We start from the raw sequence: 18,598 nt of genomic DNA, 5'->3' as shown, positions 1-18,598 counted from the left end.
GCCACACCGCTCGGCAGCAGCAAGCTTGAACGCCCGGCACAGGTACCGTGTCCCCCCGCTTACACGGGACTGGAACCCCGGTTGCACCGCCGGGCGTTCCGCTCCGGTGCGAACCGCTCTAGGGTGCGCGCGTCCAATTCGCGTACATCCCAGAAGACATGCCAGCCGCCCCCCCAGCCCTGACCCTCGACCCCGACACCATCGAGGCCGCCGCCAACGCCGCCGCCTGGCCCTTCGAGGAGGCGCGCAAGCTCGTGGCGCGGCTGGAGAAATCCGGCAAGACCGAGGTGCTGTTCGAGACCGGCTACGGCCCGTCGGGCCTGCCGCATATCGGCACGTTCGGCGAGGTCGCCCGCACCTCCATGGTGCGGCACGCCTTCCGGGTGCTCACCCGCGACGCGGTGCCGACCCGGCTGATCGCCTTCTCGGACGACATGGACGGGCTGCGCAAGGTGCCCGACAACGTCCCGAACCGGGAGATGCTGGCCGCCCACCTCAACCAGCCGCTCACCCGCGTGCCGGACCCGTTCGGCACCCACGACAGCTTCGGGGCGCACAACAACGCCGAGTTGCGCCGCTTCCTCGACGCGTTCGGGTTCGCCTACGAGTTCCGCTCAGCGACCGAGTGCTACCGCGCGGGCGTGTTCGACACGGTGCTGCTGCGCGTGCTGGAGCGCTACGATTCCGTGATGGAGATCATGCTGCCGTCGCTGCGGGCCGAGCGCTCGGCGAGCTACTCGCCGTTCCTGCCGCTCCACCCGGTCACCGGCCACGTGATGCAGGTGCCGATCGACGAGGTGAAGGCGGAGAGCGGCACGATCGTGTGGCGCGATCCCGCCACCGGCGAGCGCTACGAGACCCCGGTGACCGGCGGCCACGCCAAGCTGCAGTGGAAGCCCGACTGGGCGATGCGCTGGGTGGCGCTCGGCGTCGATTACGAGATGGCCGGCAAGGACCTGATCGACTCGGTCAAGCTCTCGGCCAGGATCGCCCGGGCGCTCGGCGGCGAGCCGCCGGAGGGCTTCAACTACGAGCTGTTCCTCGACGAGAAGGGCCAGAAGATCTCGAAGTCGAAGGGCAACGGCCTGACGATCGACGCGTGGCTCACCTACGGCACGCCGGAATCGCTGGCCCTGTTCATGTACAACAAGCCGCGCGAGGCCAAGCGCCTGTTCTTCGACGTGATCCCCCGGCACGTCGACGAGTATATCGGCTTCCTCGACCGCTACGCCGGCCAGGACGCGAAGCTGCGGCTGGGCAACCCGGTCTGGCACCTCCATGCCGGCAATCCGCCGGAGCCCGAGCGGGTCGAGGGCGCGAGCCTGACCTTCGCGATGCTGCTCAACCTCGCGGCGGTCGCCAACACCGAGGATCCGGCGGTGCTGTGGGGCTTCATCCGCCGCTACGCGCCGCGGACCGGTCCGGAGACCCATCCGGGCCTCGACCGGCTGGTCAGGCACGCGCTGAAGTACTTCTCGGACTTCGTGCGGCCGGCCAAGACCTACCGGGCGCCGACGCCCGAGGAACGGGCGGCGCTCGAGGACCTCGCGGAGACCCTCCGGGAACATGCCGGCTCCACCGACCCGGAGGCCCTGCAGGCGGCGGTCTACGAGGTCGGGCGGCGCCACTTCCCCGACACGTCCGGCAAGGCCAAGAGCCCGGACGGGCGGCCCGGCGTGTCGCAGGCGTGGTTCACGAGCCTCTACAACGTGCTGTTCGGCGAGGCGCGCGGACCCCGGTTCGGCTCCTTCGTGGCCCTCTACGGCGTCGACGAGACCCGCGGCCTGATCGCCGCGGCCCTGTCGGGGGCGCTCGTGGCCGAGCACGAGGCCTTCGCGGCCGGCAAGGCGGCCCCGGTCGCGTGAGGGCACGATGATCGTCGACGATCTCGCCGCGCTGGAGGCGATCTACAGCGCGCCCCTGGCGCCCGCCTCCACGGTGAAGGTGGCGGCCGCGATCACGCCGGACTACGCGGCGCTGATCGCGGCCTCGCCCTTCGCGGTGCTGGCGACCGCCGGCCCGGAGGGGCTCGACTGCAGCCCGCGCGGGGACCAGCCGGGCTTCGTGCGGGTCGCCGACTCGCGCACGCTGATCCTGCCGGACCGGCGCGGCAACAACCGGATCGACTCGCTGCGCAACATCGTGCGCGATCCGCGGGTGGCGCTGCTGTTCCTGATCCCGGGCTCGGGCACGACGCTCCGGGTGAACGGGCGAGCGGTGATCTCGGCCGACCCGGAGCTCCTCGCGTCCTTCAGCGTCGACGGCCACGCGCCGCGCACCGCGGTCGTGATCACGGTCGCGGAGATCTACTTCCAGTGCGCCCGGGCGATCATCCGGGCGAAGCTGTGGGATCCGGAAGCCCGCGTCGACCCGGCGAGCCTGCCGACCCCCGGGGCGATCCTGGCGGCGCTGACCGCGGGCGCGGTTGGCGGCCAGCGCTACGACGCGGAATGGCCGGAGCGGGCGGCCAAGACGATGTGGTGAGGGTAGTGAGGGTGGTGAGGGTGGCGTCCGCGACATCTCCGTCCTTGCGAGCGGAGCGATCCAGTGTCGCGCCATCTTCGGGGATGTCGCGCCGCCCTGGGTCGCTTCGCTGCGCTCGCGATGACGGAGCGTCACCTCACCCCACCAGCGCGAGATCCTGCGTCTCGGTGTCGGGGATGACGTCGACCTCGACCTTGAGGCGCTGCTTGCCCGAGCCGCTGACGATGCCGTCGACCGGCGCCACGTCGCCGTAGTCGCGGCCGCGGGCCACCACGATGTGGTCGTCCCGCACCGCGACGCCGTTGGTCGGGTCGAGGCCGAGCCAGCCCTCGCCGCACCAGACCGCCACCCAGGCGTGGCTCGCATCCGCCCCGCGCAGGCGCGGGCGGCCGGGCGGCGGCACGGTGCGCAGGTAGCCGCTGACATAGGCCGCCGGCAGGCCCATGCCGCGCAGGGCGGCGATCATCACGTGGGCAAAGTCTTGGCAGACCCCGGCCCGGAGCGCGAAGGACTCCGCGAGCGGCGTCGAGACGGTGGTGGCCCGGGCGTCGAAGCGGAAATCCCGGCCGATCCGCAGCATCAGGTCGTGGGCCGCCCCGTAGGCGCTGCGGCCGGCGGCGAAGCTCGGGCGCGCGTAGTCGGCGATCGCGGGCAGCAGCGGCACCCGGCCGCTCGGGAACAGGAAGTGCACCGGCGCCCGGCCGCCGAGGTCGCGCCCCGCCAGGACGGCGTCGCGGACCCGCTCCCAGGACGTCCCGGATTCCGGCGGCGGCGGGGCCGGGCGCTCGACCCGCACGGTGGAGAGCGCCTCGACGCTGAAGGCGGTGTGCGGCGTCTCCAGGGTGATCGCCACCGCGTCGATCCCGAGATAGTCGCGCCGCATGACCGCGCGGGCGGGGCTCGGGTCGATCGTGACGGCGCTCGCCAGCACGCTCTGGCCCTCGCCGTCCTGCGGTTTGAGCCGCAGGGTGCAGCGGGCGAAGTGCACCGGCCGGCCGTAGCGGTAGGCGGTGCGGTGGCGCAGCGTGTAGATCATCCCAGCGACCGCCCATCGCGACGTCCGTCGCCTGCGGTCGCCGGCAAGCGCGAAGGCGCGCCGCAGCCCCTGCTGCGGATCGTCCTTGAGGCGGCAGCGTCAAGGACACACAACATCAAGCCAGCCCCGTCAGCTTCTCGGGGCGCAGCGCGTTCGGCCCGGTGGGGAAGTAGCGGGCCGCGATGCCGTCGGCGAGGCGCTCGAGGTCGGTCGCGAGCGCGGTCAGGCGCACGGCGTCGAAATCCGCGGCCTCGCCGCTGCGCAGCTCCGCCAGGATCCGGGTGGCGAGGCGGCAATGGGGCTCGGGGATCCCGTCCGCGGCGAGCGCCGGCAGGTCGGCGAGGTGCCGGGTGATCGCCTCCGCCTGGAAGGCGATCGAGCGCGGGTTGTAGGGGTCGAGCAGCACCATGTCGCGCACGGGGTCGAGGGCCGCCCCCTGCAGGTAGCGCCGCCCGTAGCTGATCTGCGAATCGCACAGGGACAGCATCACCCCGAGGCAGCCGGGGGTCGCCTCGTCGTTGGCGAAGGCCAGCGCGAAGGCGCCGGTGTTGATCGCCCGCTCGATCCGCCGGCCGAGCTCGATGAAGTGCCAGCCCTCGGCCCGGCTCATGTTCTCGTGGGTGAGGCCGGCGAGCGCCGCGAGCTGGCTCAGCGCCCGCTCTGCGCGGCCCGCGAGCTGCGACTCGGTGAAGGCCCGCGCGGTGTTGAGGGACAGGAACTCGTTCAGGTCGGCGAGCACCCGCCACGCCTCGCCCGACAGGCGGGCGCGGAGCGCGGCGGCGTTGCGGCGGGCCGCGATGACGTGGGACCGGGCCGAGCCGGGCCGGTCCCGCCCGGCCAGCGCCTCCTGGGCGAGGCGGGCGGTGGGCAGGTCGGCCGCACCGATGGCGCCCCACTCGTGCAGCAGGGCCCGGAGCGCCAGGGCCGCCGGCGTGTCGAGGGCGCCCGAGATGTCGGTCCCGACCGCGTCGCCGACGCTGCGCAGATGGGCCAGCACCAGCCGGATCACCGCCTCGCCGCGCTCCAGGTAGCGGCCGAGCCAGAACAGGCCGTCGGCGGCCCGGGCGGGGAGGTGGCCGCCGACCCGCCGCACCCGCGGGGCCGCCTGCGTGCCGATCAGGGGCGCGGCGACCGGCGCCTCGGACAGGACCCAGACGTCGGCGGAGCGGATGCCGAGCCGCAGCTCGATCGGGTCGACGTCCTCGCGCTCCGAGACCCGGCAGAAGCCGCCGGGCATGACCTGCCAGCCGAGCGGCGTCCGCGCGGCGAAGACGCGGACCGCGAAGGGGCGGGGCGTCAGGAACAGGCCGTCCGGACCGCGCTCCCAGCCCGGCATGGTCGAGAGCGGCGCCGCCTCCTGGGCGACGTAGTCGAAGGGCCGGTCGCGCAGGGCCGCCACGACCCGCTCCCGCTCCGCCGCCAGGACCGGGCCGGCCAGGATCGCGTCGCGCGCCGCGCCGCGCTGCGGCGTGGCGGCCGGGCGCAGGGTCAGGCTGTCGAGGTTGGCCCGCGCGTGCGCCAGGCCCTCGAGGTCGCCGCACCACCACGTGCGCGGGTGGCCGAGCCGCAGGGGCTCGCCGAGGACGCGCCGGGCGATGCCGTCGAGATAGGGGGCGAGCGCGGCCGACTCGACGAGCCCCGCGCCCGGCATGTTGGCCATCACCAGGGAGCCGTTGCGCAGGGCGTCGAGGATGCCGGGCACGCCGAGCCGCGAGGCCGGGTTCAGCTCCAGGGGGTCGAGGAAGTCGGCGTCGATCCGCCGCCACAGGGCGTCGGCCCGCTTCAGGCCCGAGACGGTACGCACGTGCAGGCACCCGTCCCGCATGACGAGGTCGTCGCCCTCCACCAGCATCAGGCCGAGATAGCGGGCGAGCGCCGCCTGCTCGACGTAGGTGCTGCTGTAGGGGCCGGAGGTCAGCAGGCAGATCCGCGGGTCGGCGCGCTCCGCCCCCAGCGCCAGCCCGTCGCGGAACGCCTGGAAGAAGGCCGGCAGGCGCTCGACGTGGAGGTCCTGGAAGAAGTCCGGGAAGGTCCGGGCCAGGACCATGCGGTTCTCCAGCGCCCAGCCGAGGCCCGAGGGCGCCTGGGTCCGGTCGGCGAGCACCTGCCAGCGCCCGTCCGGCCCCCGGCCGAGATCGGCGGCGTAGAGCTTGAGGTAGTGGCCGCCGGGGGGCGCGACCCCGTGGAGCGGGTGCAGGAACTCGGGCGTGCCGGCCACGATCGCGGCGGGGAGCAGCCCCTCGGCGACCAGCCGGCCCTCGCCGTAGGCGTCGGCGAGGATCGCCTCCATCAGCTCCGCGCGCTGGACGATCCCGGCGCTGAGCGCCGCCCACTCCGCCCCCTCGATCACCAGGGGCAGGCAGCCCAGCGGCCAGGGATGCTCGCGCTGGTCGCCGGCGATGCGGAACGAGATGCCCGCGTCCCGGATGTGCCGCTCCGCCGCGACGAAGCGGGCCATGATCTCCGGCTCGGTGAGGCCGCCGAGACGGTCGAGCAGGCGCGGCCACGCCCCGCGGGGCGCGCCGTCGGGGCCCAGGAACTCGTCCGGCCGGCCGGGCGCCGGGCGGTAGCCCGCGCTCCAGCGGGCGACGCGCTCCCGCGCGCCCTCCGGCCGCTCGGCCCGGCCGCGGCTGCCCGCGAGCGCCGCCTCCATCACGGATACCGGGTCATCGCGGCCCGCGGAGCCACACGTCGTGGACGACGTGGCTGCAGAGCGGAGCGCGGGTCCCCTCTCCCGTGCGGGAGAGGTCTGCTCGCGCAGGAAGCCGGGTGAGGGATCAGGTCTCGCCGGATGAAGCGCGACGCGAACGCGCGTCGATGGAGGAGTGCCCGCTCCTGAAGCCTCTCGTCCCTCACCCCAACCCTCTCCCGCACGGGAGAGGGGGCGCGTCGCGCTCTGTCGCCCGCGCCGGTGTCCGACCCGGATGTCCGAACATCGCGGATCATTGCGGGGCCGGCGTCCGCAGGTCGAGGGTCAGCGGGAACTCGGCGCTCGGTTCCGGGCGGGGCATGTCCACCCGGCCCGGCGTGTGGCCGTTCGGCTGGAACCGGGCGAGGCGCCGCCCCTCCGCCTCGTAGGCGTTGACCGGATGGGTCTCGTAGTTGCGCCCGCCCGGATGGGCGACGTGGTAGCGGCAGCCGCCGAGGGAGCGCCCGCTCCAGGCGTCGAGGATGTCGAAGGTCAGCGGCGAGTGGGCCGGAATGGTCGGGTGCAGCGAGGAGGCCGGCTGCCACGCCTTGAAGCGCAGGCCCGCCACGGCCTCGCCGCCGCGGCCGGTGGAGGTCATGGGCAGGCGGCGGCCGTTGCAGGCGATGACGTGCCGCTCGGGCACGAAGCCCTCGACCCTGACCTGCAGCCGCTCGACCGAGCTGTCGACGAAGCGCACGGTGCCCCCGCTGGTCCCTTCCTCGCCCATCACGTGCCAGGGCTCGAGCGCCTGGCGCAACTCCATCCGGACCCCGCCCTGCTCGATCGTGCCGAAGACCGGGAAGCGGAACAGGGCCTGCGCCTCGAAGGCGACCGGATCGAAAGCGTACCCCGCCGCCCGCAGATCCTCCAGCACCGAGAGGAAGTCGGACCAGAGGAAATGCGGCAGCATGAACCGATCGTGGAGGTTCGTGCCCCAGCGGACACAACTCCCGGTCTGGGGCTCGCGCCACAGCCAGGCCACGAGGGCGCGGAGCAGGAGCTGCTGCGCGAGGCTCATCCGCGCGTCCGGCGGCATCTCGAAGGCGCGGAACTCCAGGAGGCCGAGGCGCCCGGTCGGGCCGTCCGGCGAGTAGAGCTTGTCGATGCAGATCTCGGCCCGGTGGGTGTTGCCGGTGACGTCGACGAGAATGTTGCGGAAGATCCGGTCGACGAGCCAGCGCGGGATGTTGGGCGCGTCCGGGGCCGGCACCTGGGCCAGCGCGATCTCGAGCTCGTAGAGCCCGTCGTGGCGGGCCTCGTCCATGCGCGGCGCCTGGCTCGTGGGCCCGATGTAGAGGCCCGAGAACAGGTACGAGAGCGCCGGGTGGCGCTGCCAGTACAGCACGAGGCTCTTCAGCAGGTCGGGCCGGCGCAGGAACGGCGAATCGTCCGGCGTGACGCCGCCCATGACCACGTGGTTGCCGCCGCCGGTGCCGGTGTGGCGCCCGTCGGTCATGAACTTCTCCGCGCCGAGCCGGGTCTGGCGGGCCTCGGCGTAGAGGTCGGTGGTGATGGCGACCGCCTCCCGCCAGGAGGCGGCCGGGTGGACGTTCACCTCGATCACGCCGGGATCGGGCGTCACCTTGATCACGCCGATGCGCGGGTCGTAGGGCGGCTCGTAGCCCTCGAGGTGGATCGGCAGCCCCAGCTCGGCGGCCACCGCCTCCAGGTGGCCGGCGAGTTCGAGATACTCGTCGGCGCGCTGCACCGGCGGCATGAACACCCGCACCACCCCGTCGCGGGGCTCGATCGACAGGGCCGTGCGCACCGCGACGCCGGTGACGCCGGCGCCGTTGACCACCGTGGCGCCGGGATGCCCGTCGGGGAGGGCGGCGCGGGGCTCCAGCGGGTCCTGCGGCTGGTAGTACGGGTAGTGCTCCGGCGGCACGTAGGGCAGGGACGACAGGGGCAGGCGGAAGCCCACCGGCGAGTCCCCCGGCACCAGGAAGGCGGCGCCGCGCCGGAAGTCCCACTTCTCCGAGATCCAGACCCGGTCGGCCTCGCCGTCCTGGCCGGTGGGCAGGCTCGCCAGCGGCAGGACGTAGCCGGCCGCCTCCCCGAGGCCCCGCGCGTAGACCCGCCTGATCCGGGCATCGAACTCCACCGAGCCCGACTTGGCGTCGGCCGGCGTGACGTTGACCGGCAGCGCCGCGGTCTTCCTCTCCCAGAGCTCGCCGTCCTCGAAGGCCGGGAAGACGTAGTCGGCGAGGCCGAGGCGGCGGGCCAGCGCGTCGGCGAACGCCTCGGCCCGCGCGATGGTGGCCGTCCCCGCCTGCCCGGGGGCGGCTTCCGGAGCGATCAGGTCCGGGTTGCGCCAGATCGGCTGGCCGTCCTTGCGCCAGTAGAGCGCGAAGGCCCAGCGCGGCAGGCTCTCGCCGGGATACCACTTGCCCTGGCCGTAATGGAGCAGCCCCCCCGGGCCGAACCGGTCGCGCAGGCGCCGGATCAGCTGGTCGGCGAGTCCCCGCTTGGTCGGGCCGACGGCCGCGATGTTCCACTCGGGCGCTTCGAAGTCGTCCACCGACACGAAGGTCGGCTCGCCGCCCATGGTCAGGCGCACGTCCTGCGCGGCGAGGTCGGCGTCGACCCGCTCGCCCAGCGCGTCCATGGCGGCCCAGACCGCCTCCGGGAACGGCTTGGTGATCCGCGGCGTCTCGGCGACGCGGGTGATGGTCATCTTGAAGTCGAACGCGGTCTCGGCGGGCTCCATCGCCCCCGAGATCGGCGCGGCCGAGTGGTAGTGCGGCGTCGCGGCCAGCGGGATGTGGCCCTCGCCGGTGAGCAGGCCCGAGGTGGCGTCCATCCCGACCCAGCCGGCGCCCGGCAGGTAGACCTCGGCCCAGGCGTGCAGGTCGGTGAAGTCCGACGACGCGCCGGTCGGCCCGTCGACCGCGGTCGTGTCGGGCACGAGCTGGATCAGGTAGCCGGAGACGAACCGGGCGGCGAGGCCGATCCGGCGCAGCACCTGCACGAGCAGCCACGCCGAGTCGCGGCAGGAGCCGCTCTTCAGCCGCAGGGTCTCGGCGGGGGTCTGGACGCCCGGCTCCATGCGGACGCCGTAGGCGGTCTCGCGGGCGATCAGGCCGTTCAGCGCCACTAGGAACTGGACGGTGCTGGGCTCCGTGGGGAGACGGGCGAGCAGCGCCTCCATCTCCGGACACTCCGCGTCGACCGGGGCGAGGTAGGGGGCCAGCTCCTCGGCGAGGCCGGGGTCGTACGCGAACGGCCGGACCTGCGCGTAATCCTCCACGAAGAAGTCGAACGGGTTGATCACCGCCATGTCGACGGTGAGGTCGACCTCGATCTTCAGCTCGTCGGTCTTCTCCGGGAAGACGAGGCGGGCGAGCCAGTTGCCGCTCGGATCCTGCTGCCAGTTCAGGAAGTGGTTGGCCGGCGTCACCGTGAGCGCGTAGGCCGGGACCTTGGTGCGCGCGTGGGGGGCCGGGCGCAGGCGGATCACCTGGGGGCCCAGGCTGATCGGCCGGTCGTAGCGGTAATGCGTGACGTGGTGCAGGGCGGCTCTGATCGACACGATGGCTCCGTCGGAAGGATCGAACGCGGTCGCGCTGCCGGTCCCTGGCGCCGGCGCCCACCGCGCGGTTATGCGATACTACCCCGCCGGCAAGCAATTTCCGTGCGGCGCCGCCACCCGGTCGCTCGGCAGGAACTTTGCCGCCCGGCCCCGCTTGACCGGCAGGTGGGCCGGCCGCCGGCCCGGGACCGCGCCATGAAGATCTTCCAGTGCCAGGCCTGCGACCAGCCGGTCACCTTCGAGGCGACCGCCTGCGAGAGCTGCGCGCGGCCGCTGGGCTACGCCTGCACGGTCCACGAGGTCTCGGCGCTGGAGCCCCAGGGGCTCTCGGCCCACCCGCTGATGGGCGGGGCGCAGGTCTTCCACGCCTACGCGGATCCCGGCCGGCGCTACCGGCGGTGCAACAACGCCCTCGCGCAGGCCTGCAACTGGCTGGTGCCGGAGGACAGCCCCGACATCTACTGCACCGCCTGCCGCCACAACCGCGTGGTCCCGGACCTGTCGCAGCCCTGGAACCTCGCGCGCTGGCGCCCGATCGAGGCGGCCAAGCACCGGCTGTTCTACTCGCTGCTGCGCCTGGAACTGCCGCTCGCCACCCGCGCCCAGTACACGGACGGGCTGGCCTTCGACTTCCTGGTCGACCCGTCCGAGAGCGTCTCCGGCGGGCCGCCGGTGCTGACGGGCCACATCAACGGCCTGATCACCATGAACATCGCCGAGGCCGACGACGTCGAGCGGGAGCGCCGCCGGATCCTGTTCGGCGAGCATTACCGCACCCTGCTCGGCCATTTCCGGCACGAGATCGGGCATTACTTCTGGTACCTGCTGGTGCTGAACAGCCCCTCCTGGGAGCCCTTCCGAGCCCTGTTCGGCGACGAGCGGCTGAACTACGTCCAGGCCCTGCAGGAGCACTACGCCAAGGGCGCCCCCGCCGACTGGGACGAGGCCTACGTCTCGGCCTACGCCACGGCCCATCCGTGGGAGGACTTCGCCGAGACCTTCGCGCATTACCTGCACATCGTCGACACGGTGGAGACCGCCTCGACCTTCGAGCTGCACGTGCGCCCGCGCCTGCGCCAGCGGGGGCAGTCCGTGCCCCAGGCGCCGACGGTGATCGACTTCGACCCGTACAACACGGCCGACCTCGACCGGCTGATCGCCGCGTGGCTGCCGCTCACCTACGCGATCAACTCGCTGTCCCACAGCATGGGCCAGCCGGCGCTCTACCCGTTCAAGCTGACGCCTGCGGTGATCGCCAAGCTCGCCTTCGTGCACGAGCGGATCTACGCCTCCCGCACCGGCACCCTGCCGGATGCCGGCGAGGCCGGGGCCGAGATGCTCCGGGCGGTGATCCTGGGCCTGCGCCAGAAGGTGGCGGCGCCGATGGTGTGAGGGCCGGAGAGGCGCCGGTCACGCCCCCCCGTGCCGCTCCGCGAAGGCGCGGAACGCCGCGAGCGTCTCGGCGCTGACGTGGTGCTCGATCCCCTCCGCGTCCCGCCGGGCCGTCTCGGGGCTCACCCCCAGCGCGCACAGGAAGCGCTCGACGATGCGGTGGCGCTCCCGGGCCTGCGCGGCGAGCCGGCGGCCGGCCTCGGTCAGGAACACGCCGCGATAGGGCCGCTGCTGGACGAACCCGTCCTCGCACAGGCGCTTCAGCATCTTGGCGACGGTCGGCTGCGCCACGCCGAGCCGGGCCGCGATGTCCACCTGCCGCGCCTCGCCGCCGTCGCCGATCAGGTCGTCGATCAGCTCGACGTAATCCTCCACGAGCTCCGAGCGCCGCGCCTCGCGGGCCTGGCGGAAGCTCTCCACGTGGCGCTCGGGATCGACCAGCACGGTCTCGGGCGAGCCCGGCTCGGACGGTTCCTGCATCGGCTCTCCCCCACCACGGCCCGCGCGGGCCGCCCCGACCCCTGTCTAGCAAACACCGCCCCGGGGAGGGGAGTCCCGCGGAGGCGGTGCGGGCCCCGCGAATCCCGGCCCTCGAAACCTGACCCTTGAATCCCGGCGCCGAACCCTGAATATAGCCTCCGCTATATCTTTGAGGAGAGGGTGAGCATGGTGGCGCCGAACGCCGCGACGGCCCCCGGGCGCGCCGCGCCCGGGGCGATGAGCCGGCGGACCGAGGGCGCGATCCGCGACGTCCTCGACGGCCGTCCCGGCGGCCGGGCCCGGTTCCTGCTGTTCGCCGGCCCGGCCGTGACGGCGTCGATCGCCTACATGGACCCCGGGAATTTCGCGACCAACATCCAGGCCGGCGCCCGCTACGGCTACGGCCTGCTCTGGGTGGTGCTGCTCGCCAACCTGACGGCGATGCTGTTCCAGGCCCTGTCGGCCAAGCTCGGCATCGTGACGGGCAAGAACCTCGCCGAGCATTGCCGGGACGCGACGACGCGGCCGGTGCGCCTCGCGCTGTGGGGCATCAGCGAGGTCGCCGCCATGGCGACCGACCTCGCGGAGTTCCTCGGCGGCGCCATCGGCCTGTCGCTGCTCACCGGCATGCCGCTGATGGCCGGCATGGCGATCACCGCGGTGGTCACCTACGCGATCCTGCTCCTGGAGCACGAGGGCTTCCGGCCGCTGGAGATCGCAATCGGCGCGATGGTCGGCACGATCGGCCTCTGCTACGCGGTCGAGCTCCTCGTCGCGCCGGTGGCCTGGGGCGAGGCCGCCAAGGGCCTCGTCACCCCGCGGATCCCGGACGCGCAGGCGCTCACCATCGCGGTCGGGATCATCGGCGCCACCGTGATGCCGCACGCGCTGTTCCTGCATTCGGGCCTGACCCAGGGGCGGGGCAACCCCCGCACCGAGGCCGACCGGCGCCTGCTGGTGCGCTACTCGAACCGCGAGGTGGTGGTGGCGCTGCTGCTGGCGGGCCTCGTCAACATGGCGATGGTGATCATGGCGGCGGCGGCCTTCCACGTCGGCCACAGCGAGGTGGCGGAGATCGGCGAGGCCTACCGCACCCTGACGCCGCTCCTCGGGCCCGCCGCGGGGGCGGCCTTCCTGGTGTCGCTGCTCGCCTCCGGCATCTCCTCCTCGGTGGTGGGCACGCTCGCCGGGCAGCTGGTGATGCAGGGCTTCACCGGCTGGCGCATCCCGCTCCTCGCCCGCCGGCTCGTGACCATGCTGCCGGCCTTCGCGGTGGTGGCGATCGGGGTCGACCCGACGCAGGCGCTGGTCCTGTCGCAGGTGGTGCTGTCGCTCGCCCTGCCGGTCCCGATGGTGGCGCTGGTGGTGTTCACCCGGCGCCGCAGCGTGATGGGCCCGTTCGCCAACGGGCCGCTCACCCAGGCCGCGGCCGTGGCGGGGGCCGCCCTGGTGCTCGCCCTCAACATGGTGCTGCTGGCGGCGGCCTTCGGGGTGCCGGTGCCGGGGTTGGAGTGAGAGCCCCCTGGCCGCCCGCTCAGGTCGCCCGCACCACCACCTCGACGAGGTTGGTGCCCCCCGACCGGATCCCGGCCTCGATCGCCGGGGCGATGTCGGCGGCCCGGGTCACCCGCCGGGCCGGCACGCCCATGGAGGCGGCCAGCGCCGGGAAGTCGATCCGCGGGTCGGTGAGGTCCATGGCGATGAAGCGGTTGGCGCGCACCGAGGCGTAGTGCGCCTGGCCCTTCATGAAGGTCTTGAGGATGTTGTACTCGGCGTTGTTGATCACCACGAAGGTGACCGGCAGCTTCTCGTGCGCCGCCGTCCAGAGGGCCTGGGGCGAGTACATCGCGGCCCCGTCGCCCACGACGCAGACCACGGGCGCGCGATCGAGCCCCAGGGAGAAGCCGACCGCGGCCGGCATGCCCCAGCCGAGCACGCCGCCGCGCATCGCCGCGTACTGGTGCGCCGAGGGGCTGTCGAGGAAGGTGCGCAGGTGGGTGAGCGTCGCGGGCGCCTCGTCCACGATGGTGGTCTCGGCGCCGACCGCGCGGGCCACCTCCCGGGCGGCGACCAGCGGCGCGATCACCGGATCCTCGAAGGCCGCGTCGGCGGCGGCGGCGAGCTTCGCCCGGCGCTCGACCCGGGCGGTCACCGCCTGGGCGCGCAGGCCCGCGAAGGCGTCGGCCCGGTCGGCGAGGCGGGGCGCGAGCAGCGGCAGCAGGGCGTCGAGGGAGGCGCGGATGTCGCCCACCGTCGACAGGCAGGTGGCGTAGGTGCGCCCGAGGTCGCGCACGTCCGCCGAGAGCTGGAAGACCTGCACCCCCGGCGGCACCGCCGACACCTCCGAGTAGAGCACGGTGATCAGCGACTTGCCGCCCAGCGCGAACACCGCGTCGTAGCGCCCGAGGATGTCGGCGATGGCGTCCGCCCGGGTCGGCAGGTTCCCGGCCCAGAGCGGGTGCGCGGTGGGGAAGGGGATGTGGGCCGGCCAGGACGAGCCGTAGACCGGCGCCGCCAGCAGGTCGGCGAGCGCCACCATCTGCGCCGAGGCGTCCGAGGCGTCGATCTCGTCGCCCGCGATCAGGGCGAGGCGGCCCGGCGCGATCGCGGCGAGTTTCTCGGCCAGCCGGTCGAGGGAGCCCGCCACCGCCCGCTGGTCGATGGTCGAGGTCTCGCCGGCCGGGACCGTGCTCATCGCCTCCATCACGTCCATGGGCAGGGACAGGAAGACCGGGCCGGACGGGGCGGCCCCCGCGTCGTGGAAGGCCCGGCGCAGCAGGATCGGGATCTGGTCCGGGCTCGTCACCTCGCGGGCCCACTTCATCACCGGGTCGGCGATGGCGACGAGGTCGCCCATCAGCAGCGGGTCGGTGAGCGCGTGGCGGAGATCCTGCTGCCCGGCGGTGACCACGAGCGGCGTGCCGGAGACCTGGGAATTCACCAGCCCGCCCATGGCGTGGCCGAGGCCGCCCGCCGTGTGCAGGTTGAGGAAGGCGGGCCGGCGGGCGCCCTGCGCGTAGCCGTCCGCCATGGCCACCGCGGTCGCCTCCTGCAGGGCGAGGATGTAGGCGATGTCGGGCGCCTCGGTGAGCGCGTCGATGAGCGGCAACTCGGTGGTGCCGGGATTGCCGAAGATGTAGCGCACCCCTTCCGAGCGCAGCACCTCCACCAGGAGGTCGGCGCCCCGGCGGCGGCCGGCGGTCTCCACGGTCTCGATCGGCATGCCCTGTCCTCTCCGACGGAATCAGCCGGAGGCTACCCCATGGGCGGACCGGGGCAATGCCGCCGCCCCGCGCCGGGCGGCAACCGGTCGGCAGCCTTTTCGGCGTACCCTCCGTCCGGGACGCGCCCGCGCCCCCGGGCGCAGGCCCGACGATCCACGCCACCGACCAGGACGACACATCATGCGGATCGCGGCATCTCTGGCGCTCCTCGCCACCCTGGCGGGCCCCCTTGCGGCCCCCCTGGGCCTCGCCGCGGGGGCGCGGGCGCAGGGGCTCGAGCGCGGGGCCCAGGAGGGCGCCTCGCGCGGCGAGGAGATGGCGGGCCCCCTCGGGGCGATCGTCGGCGGCGCGATCGGTGCGGCCGTGGGCACGGCCAACGGCATCCTCGGCGTCGACCGGCGGGAGCGGTTCCGCATCTACGCCCTCGGCGAGCGCCGCCCCTCCGTCGCGCTCGCGGGCCCCGTGCGGGTCGGGACGGTGCTCCCCGAGGACGGCATCGTGTACTACGATGTCCCGCGGGAGTTCGCCTTGCCGGATTACAGCTACACGATCGTCAACGACCACCCGATCCTCGTCGATCCGCGGTCGCGCCGGATCGTGGAGGTGATCGAGTGACGGCCCCGGCGGGCGGCGCGCGGCCGGAGGATCCGGCGCGAGGGAGAGGGCGATCCGATGCCGAGAAGGAGGGGGGGCCGGGCGGGCGCCCCCGGTGACGGGCCTGGTGACGGGCCTGGTGACGGGCCCGGTGACGGGGTGAGCGCGCGCGACGCCGCGGATGCCGGGCGGCGGCACTGGTTCTACGACAGCCGGGTCCTGGTCTGCACGTTCTGCCTGCTCGCGGTCATGGTCATCTTCTGGCAGGTGAGCCGGTTCGAGGGCTTCCAGCCGATCTTCACCTGCGCGCGGGATCAGGACGTCGATCGCGACCTGCTCTCCGTCGGGATGCGCGCCTGCATGGGCGACGCGCCCTCGCAGGCCGCCCAGGCGCGCTGCATGCACGTCGTCTACCTGCTGGCCTGTACGGACGAGCGGTGGCGCTGACTCGGCCGCGCGCGGGCGCGCCCGGCGGCCCTACAACCCCAGCGCGAGGCTGAGCGCCAGGGAGGCCGCGGCCTGGGGCCCGTCCGCGGCGAGGCGGATCGCCGTGCGGGCGACGCGGTTGCGCAGGCGCCGGGCCCGCCACAGGGCGCCGGTCTCCACCGCGAGTCCGCGGGCGTACCGGCTGGCGCGCAGGCTGCGGGCGTCGCAGGCCCGCTTGACCGGGTCGGCGTAGAAGGCCGCGATCTTGTCCCGGCCCATGCCGGGCGTGGCGAGCCAGGCCGGCACGTGGACGCGGGCGAGCCGGTCGGCATCGGTGAGGAGCTTGCCGATCCCCGTGCCGGTGACCGGGCAGGCGGTCTGAAAGGCGTCGCCGATCACCACCAGACCGTCGCGCTCCACCCCCTCGGTCCGGACGAGGTCGATCGGCCGGATCTCGAGGGGCCCGGCGACCGCGAGGTCGGGGCAGGCGGCGGGCAGGCGGGGCATCGTCGCCCGGAGGGTGGCCGCCGGGTCCCGGCGCAGGTCCGCGACCCAGGCCTCGCCGGGATCGCGGTAGCAGAACAGGTTGGCCCGCATGACCGTCCCGAGGGGGAACAGGGTCAGGTAGGCGTCGCGGCCGCCGAACCCCTCGGAGAAGTAGGTCAGCGCCGGGAACGGGAAGCGGTCGCGCGGCGCCGCCATGTCGAACCCCGCCGCCAGCGAGTGGCGCGGGCTGAGGACGCGCCGGCGCAGGCCGGCCCGTGCGTGCAGCGCCTGCCCGAGCCCGGTGGCGAGGACGACGAGGCGCGCCGCGAGCCGGCTCCCGTCGCCGAGGGTGATCTCCTGGCGCTCCGGCCCGAGGGCGAGATCCGCGACCCGGCCCGGCCGCAGCAGCCCCGCCGGCAGGGCCTCCCGCACCGCCCGGACCAGCACGGGGTAGGGCGCCCCCCACTCGCGGGCCGCCTCCCGGCAGGCCAGCCGGCCGTACCGCACCACCGCGACCTCCCGGGTCTCGGTGGTGCGGGCCCGCAGGGCGGGCCCGAAGCCCAGGCCCGCGAACAGCGCCATCTGGTCGGCCCCGAACTTCTCCGCCCGGAACTCCCGCCGCGCCGCCGCGTGGCCGGCCTGCGCGTCGATCAGCGCGACCCGGATCCCGGCGCGGGCAAGGGCGCCGGCGAGGCAGCTCCCGGCCAGTCCCGCCCCGATCACCGCGACCTCAACCTGGTCCACGCCCCCCGCGTTCACGCTTCCCTCCGCCGCCTGAGTCCGGCCGCCCCGGCGCGCCGGGCGGACGAGGGCCGCGCGGCGCGGGACGGCGTCCGGGTCCCGACGCTCCGGTCCGCCGGGCAGGGACCGTGCCGGAGACCGGGGATACCCGGCCCCGGGACAGTCCCGACCGGACGCCGCGGCGGCCCTGCGCGGATCGCGCCCCGGACGACGCGGATCATGTCGGCGAGCGTCGAATGGTTCCGCGGCGCGGTCCGCGGCCTCCGCTCAGGCGCGCAGCTCCGCCACGAAGGCCCGGATGAACGGCGGCAATCCGTCGAGGTCGCGCAGGCACAGGGTCAGGTCGCGCCGCGCCCAGGCGTCGGCGAGGGGCACGACCGCGAGGGCGAGGCCCTGGGCGGCGCGGGCGGCGGCGCTCTCGGGCAGGACCGCCAGCCCGACCCGCGCCTCGACGAGCCGGCAGACGGCGTCGAAGCCCCGGAGCTGGACCCGCAGGCGCATCGGCCGCCCCTCGCGCACCGCCTGGGCGACGAGGAAGCGGCTGATGGCGCTGCGGCGGTCGAGGCCGACGAGGTCGTGGCCGAGCACCTCGGCGAACGGGATCGTCCCGCGCGCCGCCAGGGGATGGTCCCGGGCCGCCACCAGCACGAACCGGTCCTCCCGGAACGGGAAGGTCTGCAGCGACCCGGTATCGACCGTGCCGGACAGGATGCCGAGATCGGCCGCCCCCTCGGCCACCAGCCCGACGATCTCCTCGGAGGTGCGCTCGTCGATCTCGACGCCGATCCCGGGGTGATCGGCCAGGAAGGCCGAGAGCGCCTCCGGCAGGAACTCGGTCAGCGCGTTGGTGTTGGCCAGCACCCGGATCTGGCCGAAGGCGCTCCCCGAGAAGGCCGCCATCTCCTCGCGCAGGCGCTCCACCCCGGCCAGCACCTCCCGGGCATGGACGAGGAGCGCGCGCCCGGCCGGGGTCGGGCTGACGCCCTGCCGGCCACGGGTCAGCAGGGCGGCGCCGAGGGATTCCTCCATCAGCCGGATCCGCGTCGAGGCGGCCGCCAGGGCGAGGTTCGCCCGCGCGGCCCCGTGGGTGATCGAGCCGGCCTCGACCACGTGCCGGAACAGGCCGAGATCGACGAGATCGAACCGCATCATCGCGAAGGCGCCTCCCGCCGCGCCGTCCGGCCGGCGCGCCCCGGGCCGCCTGGGACCCGTCCCGGTCCCCGTCTCCGTCGGGGGGCCGCGCGGCCGCGTCAACCCTTCGTCTCGAAGCCGGGCCGCGGTGATCCCCATTACAGACGCGCCGCTCTTTCAGGCGCACCGGAGCGGACGAGGCCGGCTCTCCGCCCGTCGATCGCCGCGGCCTCACCTGTCTCCGACAGACGAGGACAGGAATTCACGCGCACTACGCTTCTGATTAAAATAAATCTCCCAAATATAACCCAGAGCGACGATTTACCACCCGTTAATGCCGCATCATTCAATGCTGCTCGACAGTCTTGCGAGGCGTCGCGGCG

13 protein-coding genes are annotated in these 18,598 nt (G+C 74.0%); 6 read left to right on the top strand and 7 right to left on the bottom strand.

Annotated elements, in window-relative coordinates; all coding sequences use genetic code 11:
- Positions 1 to 158 precede the first annotated feature (158 nt).
- Positions 159 to 1,865: a lysine--tRNA ligase gene (locus tag LOK46_RS08735; protein ID WP_273563405.1), complete on the top strand. Its 1,707-nt coding sequence runs from the start codon at positions 159 to 161 to the stop codon at positions 1,863 to 1,865.
- A 7-nt stretch (positions 1,866 to 1,872) separates the two neighbouring features.
- The gene (locus tag LOK46_RS08730) at positions 1,873 to 2,484 is read left to right on the top strand and encodes a pyridoxamine 5'-phosphate oxidase family protein (protein ID WP_273563404.1); all 612 of its coding nucleotides are present in this window, start codon (positions 1,873 to 1,875) and stop codon (positions 2,482 to 2,484) included.
- A 136-nt stretch (positions 2,485 to 2,620) separates the two neighbouring features.
- Here LOK46_RS08730 and LOK46_RS08725 read toward each other — a convergent pair whose 3' ends face one another.
- The 3 genes from LOK46_RS08725 to LOK46_RS08715 all read right to left on the bottom strand — a co-directional run bounded on the left by LOK46_RS08725 (position 2,621) and on the right by LOK46_RS08715 (position 9,741).
- Positions 2,621 to 3,520, bottom strand: a complete 900-nt coding sequence (locus LOK46_RS08725; protein ID WP_273563403.1) for a transglutaminase family protein — start codon at positions 3,518 to 3,520, stop codon at positions 2,621 to 2,623.
- A 115-nt stretch (positions 3,521 to 3,635) separates the two neighbouring features.
- A complete protein-coding gene (locus LOK46_RS08720) occupies positions 3,636 to 6,173 on the bottom strand; it encodes a circularly permuted type 2 ATP-grasp protein (protein ID WP_273564568.1) in 2,538 nt (845 codons plus the stop codon).
- Positions 6,174 to 6,462: 289 nt separating this feature from the next.
- Complete coding sequence (locus LOK46_RS08715; RefSeq protein ID WP_273563402.1) at positions 6,463 to 9,741, bottom strand: transglutaminase family protein; 3,279 nt, start codon at positions 9,739 to 9,741, stop codon at positions 6,463 to 6,465.
- A gap of 195 nt (positions 9,742 to 9,936) precedes the next feature.
- Between LOK46_RS08715 and LOK46_RS08710 the strand changes: the two genes are divergently transcribed.
- Complete coding sequence (locus LOK46_RS08710; RefSeq protein ID WP_273563401.1) at positions 9,937 to 11,133, top strand: zinc-binding metallopeptidase family protein; 1,197 nt, start codon at positions 9,937 to 9,939, stop codon at positions 11,131 to 11,133.
- 18 nt (positions 11,134 to 11,151) lie between these two features.
- Here the strand turns inward: LOK46_RS08710 and mntR are convergent, their stop codons facing one another.
- Positions 11,152 to 11,613, bottom strand: a complete 462-nt coding sequence (gene mntR / locus LOK46_RS08705; RefSeq protein ID WP_012318602.1) for a manganese-binding transcriptional regulator MntR — start codon at positions 11,611 to 11,613, stop codon at positions 11,152 to 11,154.
- A 186-nt stretch (positions 11,614 to 11,799) separates the two neighbouring features.
- Here mntR and LOK46_RS08700 point away from each other — a divergent pair, with 186 nt between their 5' ends.
- A complete protein-coding gene (locus tag LOK46_RS08700; protein ID WP_273563400.1) occupies positions 11,800 to 13,128 on the top strand; it encodes an Nramp family divalent metal transporter in 1,329 nt (442 codons plus the stop codon).
- Positions 13,129 to 13,147: 19 nt separating this feature from the next.
- Here LOK46_RS08700 and LOK46_RS08695 read toward each other — a convergent pair whose 3' ends face one another.
- Positions 13,148 to 14,836, bottom strand: coding sequence for a thiamine pyrophosphate-binding protein (locus tag LOK46_RS08695; protein WP_273563399.1), 1,689 nt, complete (start codon positions 14,834 to 14,836; stop codon positions 13,148 to 13,150).
- A 181-nt stretch (positions 14,837 to 15,017) separates the two neighbouring features.
- Between LOK46_RS08695 and LOK46_RS08690 the strand changes: the two genes are divergently transcribed.
- Together LOK46_RS08690 and LOK46_RS08685 are read left to right on the top strand one after the other, a co-directional pair.
- A complete protein-coding gene (locus LOK46_RS08690; protein ID WP_273563398.1) occupies positions 15,018 to 15,452 on the top strand; it encodes a DUF1236 domain-containing protein in 435 nt (144 codons plus the stop codon).
- A gap of 138 nt (positions 15,453 to 15,590) precedes the next feature.
- Positions 15,591 to 15,878: a hypothetical protein gene (locus LOK46_RS08685; protein ID WP_273563397.1), complete on the top strand. Its 288-nt coding sequence runs from the start codon at positions 15,591 to 15,593 to the stop codon at positions 15,876 to 15,878.
- Between the two features lie 30 nt (positions 15,879 to 15,908).
- On the opposite strand, the gene LOK46_RS08680 is transcribed toward LOK46_RS08685, so the two are convergent.
- Together LOK46_RS08680 and LOK46_RS08675 are read right to left on the bottom strand one after the other, a co-directional pair.
- Positions 15,909 to 17,102 carry an FAD-dependent oxidoreductase gene (locus LOK46_RS08680; RefSeq protein ID WP_273563396.1) on the bottom strand — a complete coding sequence of 398 codons (1,194 nt, stop codon included), beginning with the start codon at positions 17,100 to 17,102 and terminating at the stop codon, positions 15,909 to 15,911.
- A 249-nt stretch (positions 17,103 to 17,351) separates the two neighbouring features.
- Positions 17,352 to 18,236 carry a LysR family transcriptional regulator gene (locus LOK46_RS08675; protein ID WP_012318597.1) on the bottom strand — a complete coding sequence of 295 codons (885 nt, stop codon included), beginning with the start codon at positions 18,234 to 18,236 and terminating at the stop codon, positions 17,352 to 17,354.
- Positions 18,237 to 18,598 lie beyond the last annotated feature (362 nt).

It is taken from the genome of Methylobacterium sp. NMS14P, from assembly GCF_028583545.1.
Lineage (GTDB): Bacteria > Pseudomonadota > Alphaproteobacteria > Rhizobiales > Beijerinckiaceae > Methylobacterium.
This window is presented reverse-complemented; position numbering and strand designations above follow the sequence as displayed.

What these genes read in the sequence shown, in the direction of transcription:
- LOK46_RS08730 (WP_273563404.1), top strand. Translation starts at nt 1,873, where the DNA reads ATGATCGTCGACGATCTCGCCGCGCTGGAGGCGATCTACAGCGCGCCC.
- LOK46_RS08690 (WP_273563398.1), top strand. Translation starts at nt 15,018, where the DNA reads ATGCGGATCGCGGCATCTCTGGCGCTCCTCGCCACCCTGGCGGGCCCC.
- LOK46_RS08735 (WP_273563405.1), top strand. Translation starts at nt 159, where the DNA reads ATGCCAGCCGCCCCCCCAGCCCTGACCCTCGACCCCGACACCATCGAG.
- LOK46_RS08710 (WP_273563401.1), top strand. Translation starts at nt 9,937, where the DNA reads ATGAAGATCTTCCAGTGCCAGGCCTGCGACCAGCCGGTCACCTTCGAG.
- mntR (WP_012318602.1), bottom strand. Translation starts at nt 11,613, where the DNA reads ATGCAGGAACCGTCCGAGCCGGGCTCGCCCGAGACCGTGCTGGTCGAT.
- LOK46_RS08695 (WP_273563399.1), bottom strand. Translation starts at nt 14,836, where the DNA reads ATGCCGATCGAGACCGTGGAGACCGCCGGCCGCCGCCGGGGCGCCGAC.
- LOK46_RS08700 (WP_273563400.1), top strand. Translation starts at nt 11,800, where the DNA reads ATGGTGGCGCCGAACGCCGCGACGGCCCCCGGGCGCGCCGCGCCCGGG.
- LOK46_RS08725 (WP_273563403.1), bottom strand. Translation starts at nt 3,520, where the DNA reads ATGATCTACACGCTGCGCCACCGCACCGCCTACCGCTACGGCCGGCCG.
- LOK46_RS08720 (WP_273564568.1), bottom strand. Translation starts at nt 6,173, where the DNA reads ATGGAGGCGGCGCTCGCGGGCAGCCGCGGCCGGGCCGAGCGGCCGGAG.
- LOK46_RS08675 (WP_012318597.1), bottom strand. Translation starts at nt 18,236, where the DNA reads ATGATGCGGTTCGATCTCGTCGATCTCGGCCTGTTCCGGCACGTGGTC.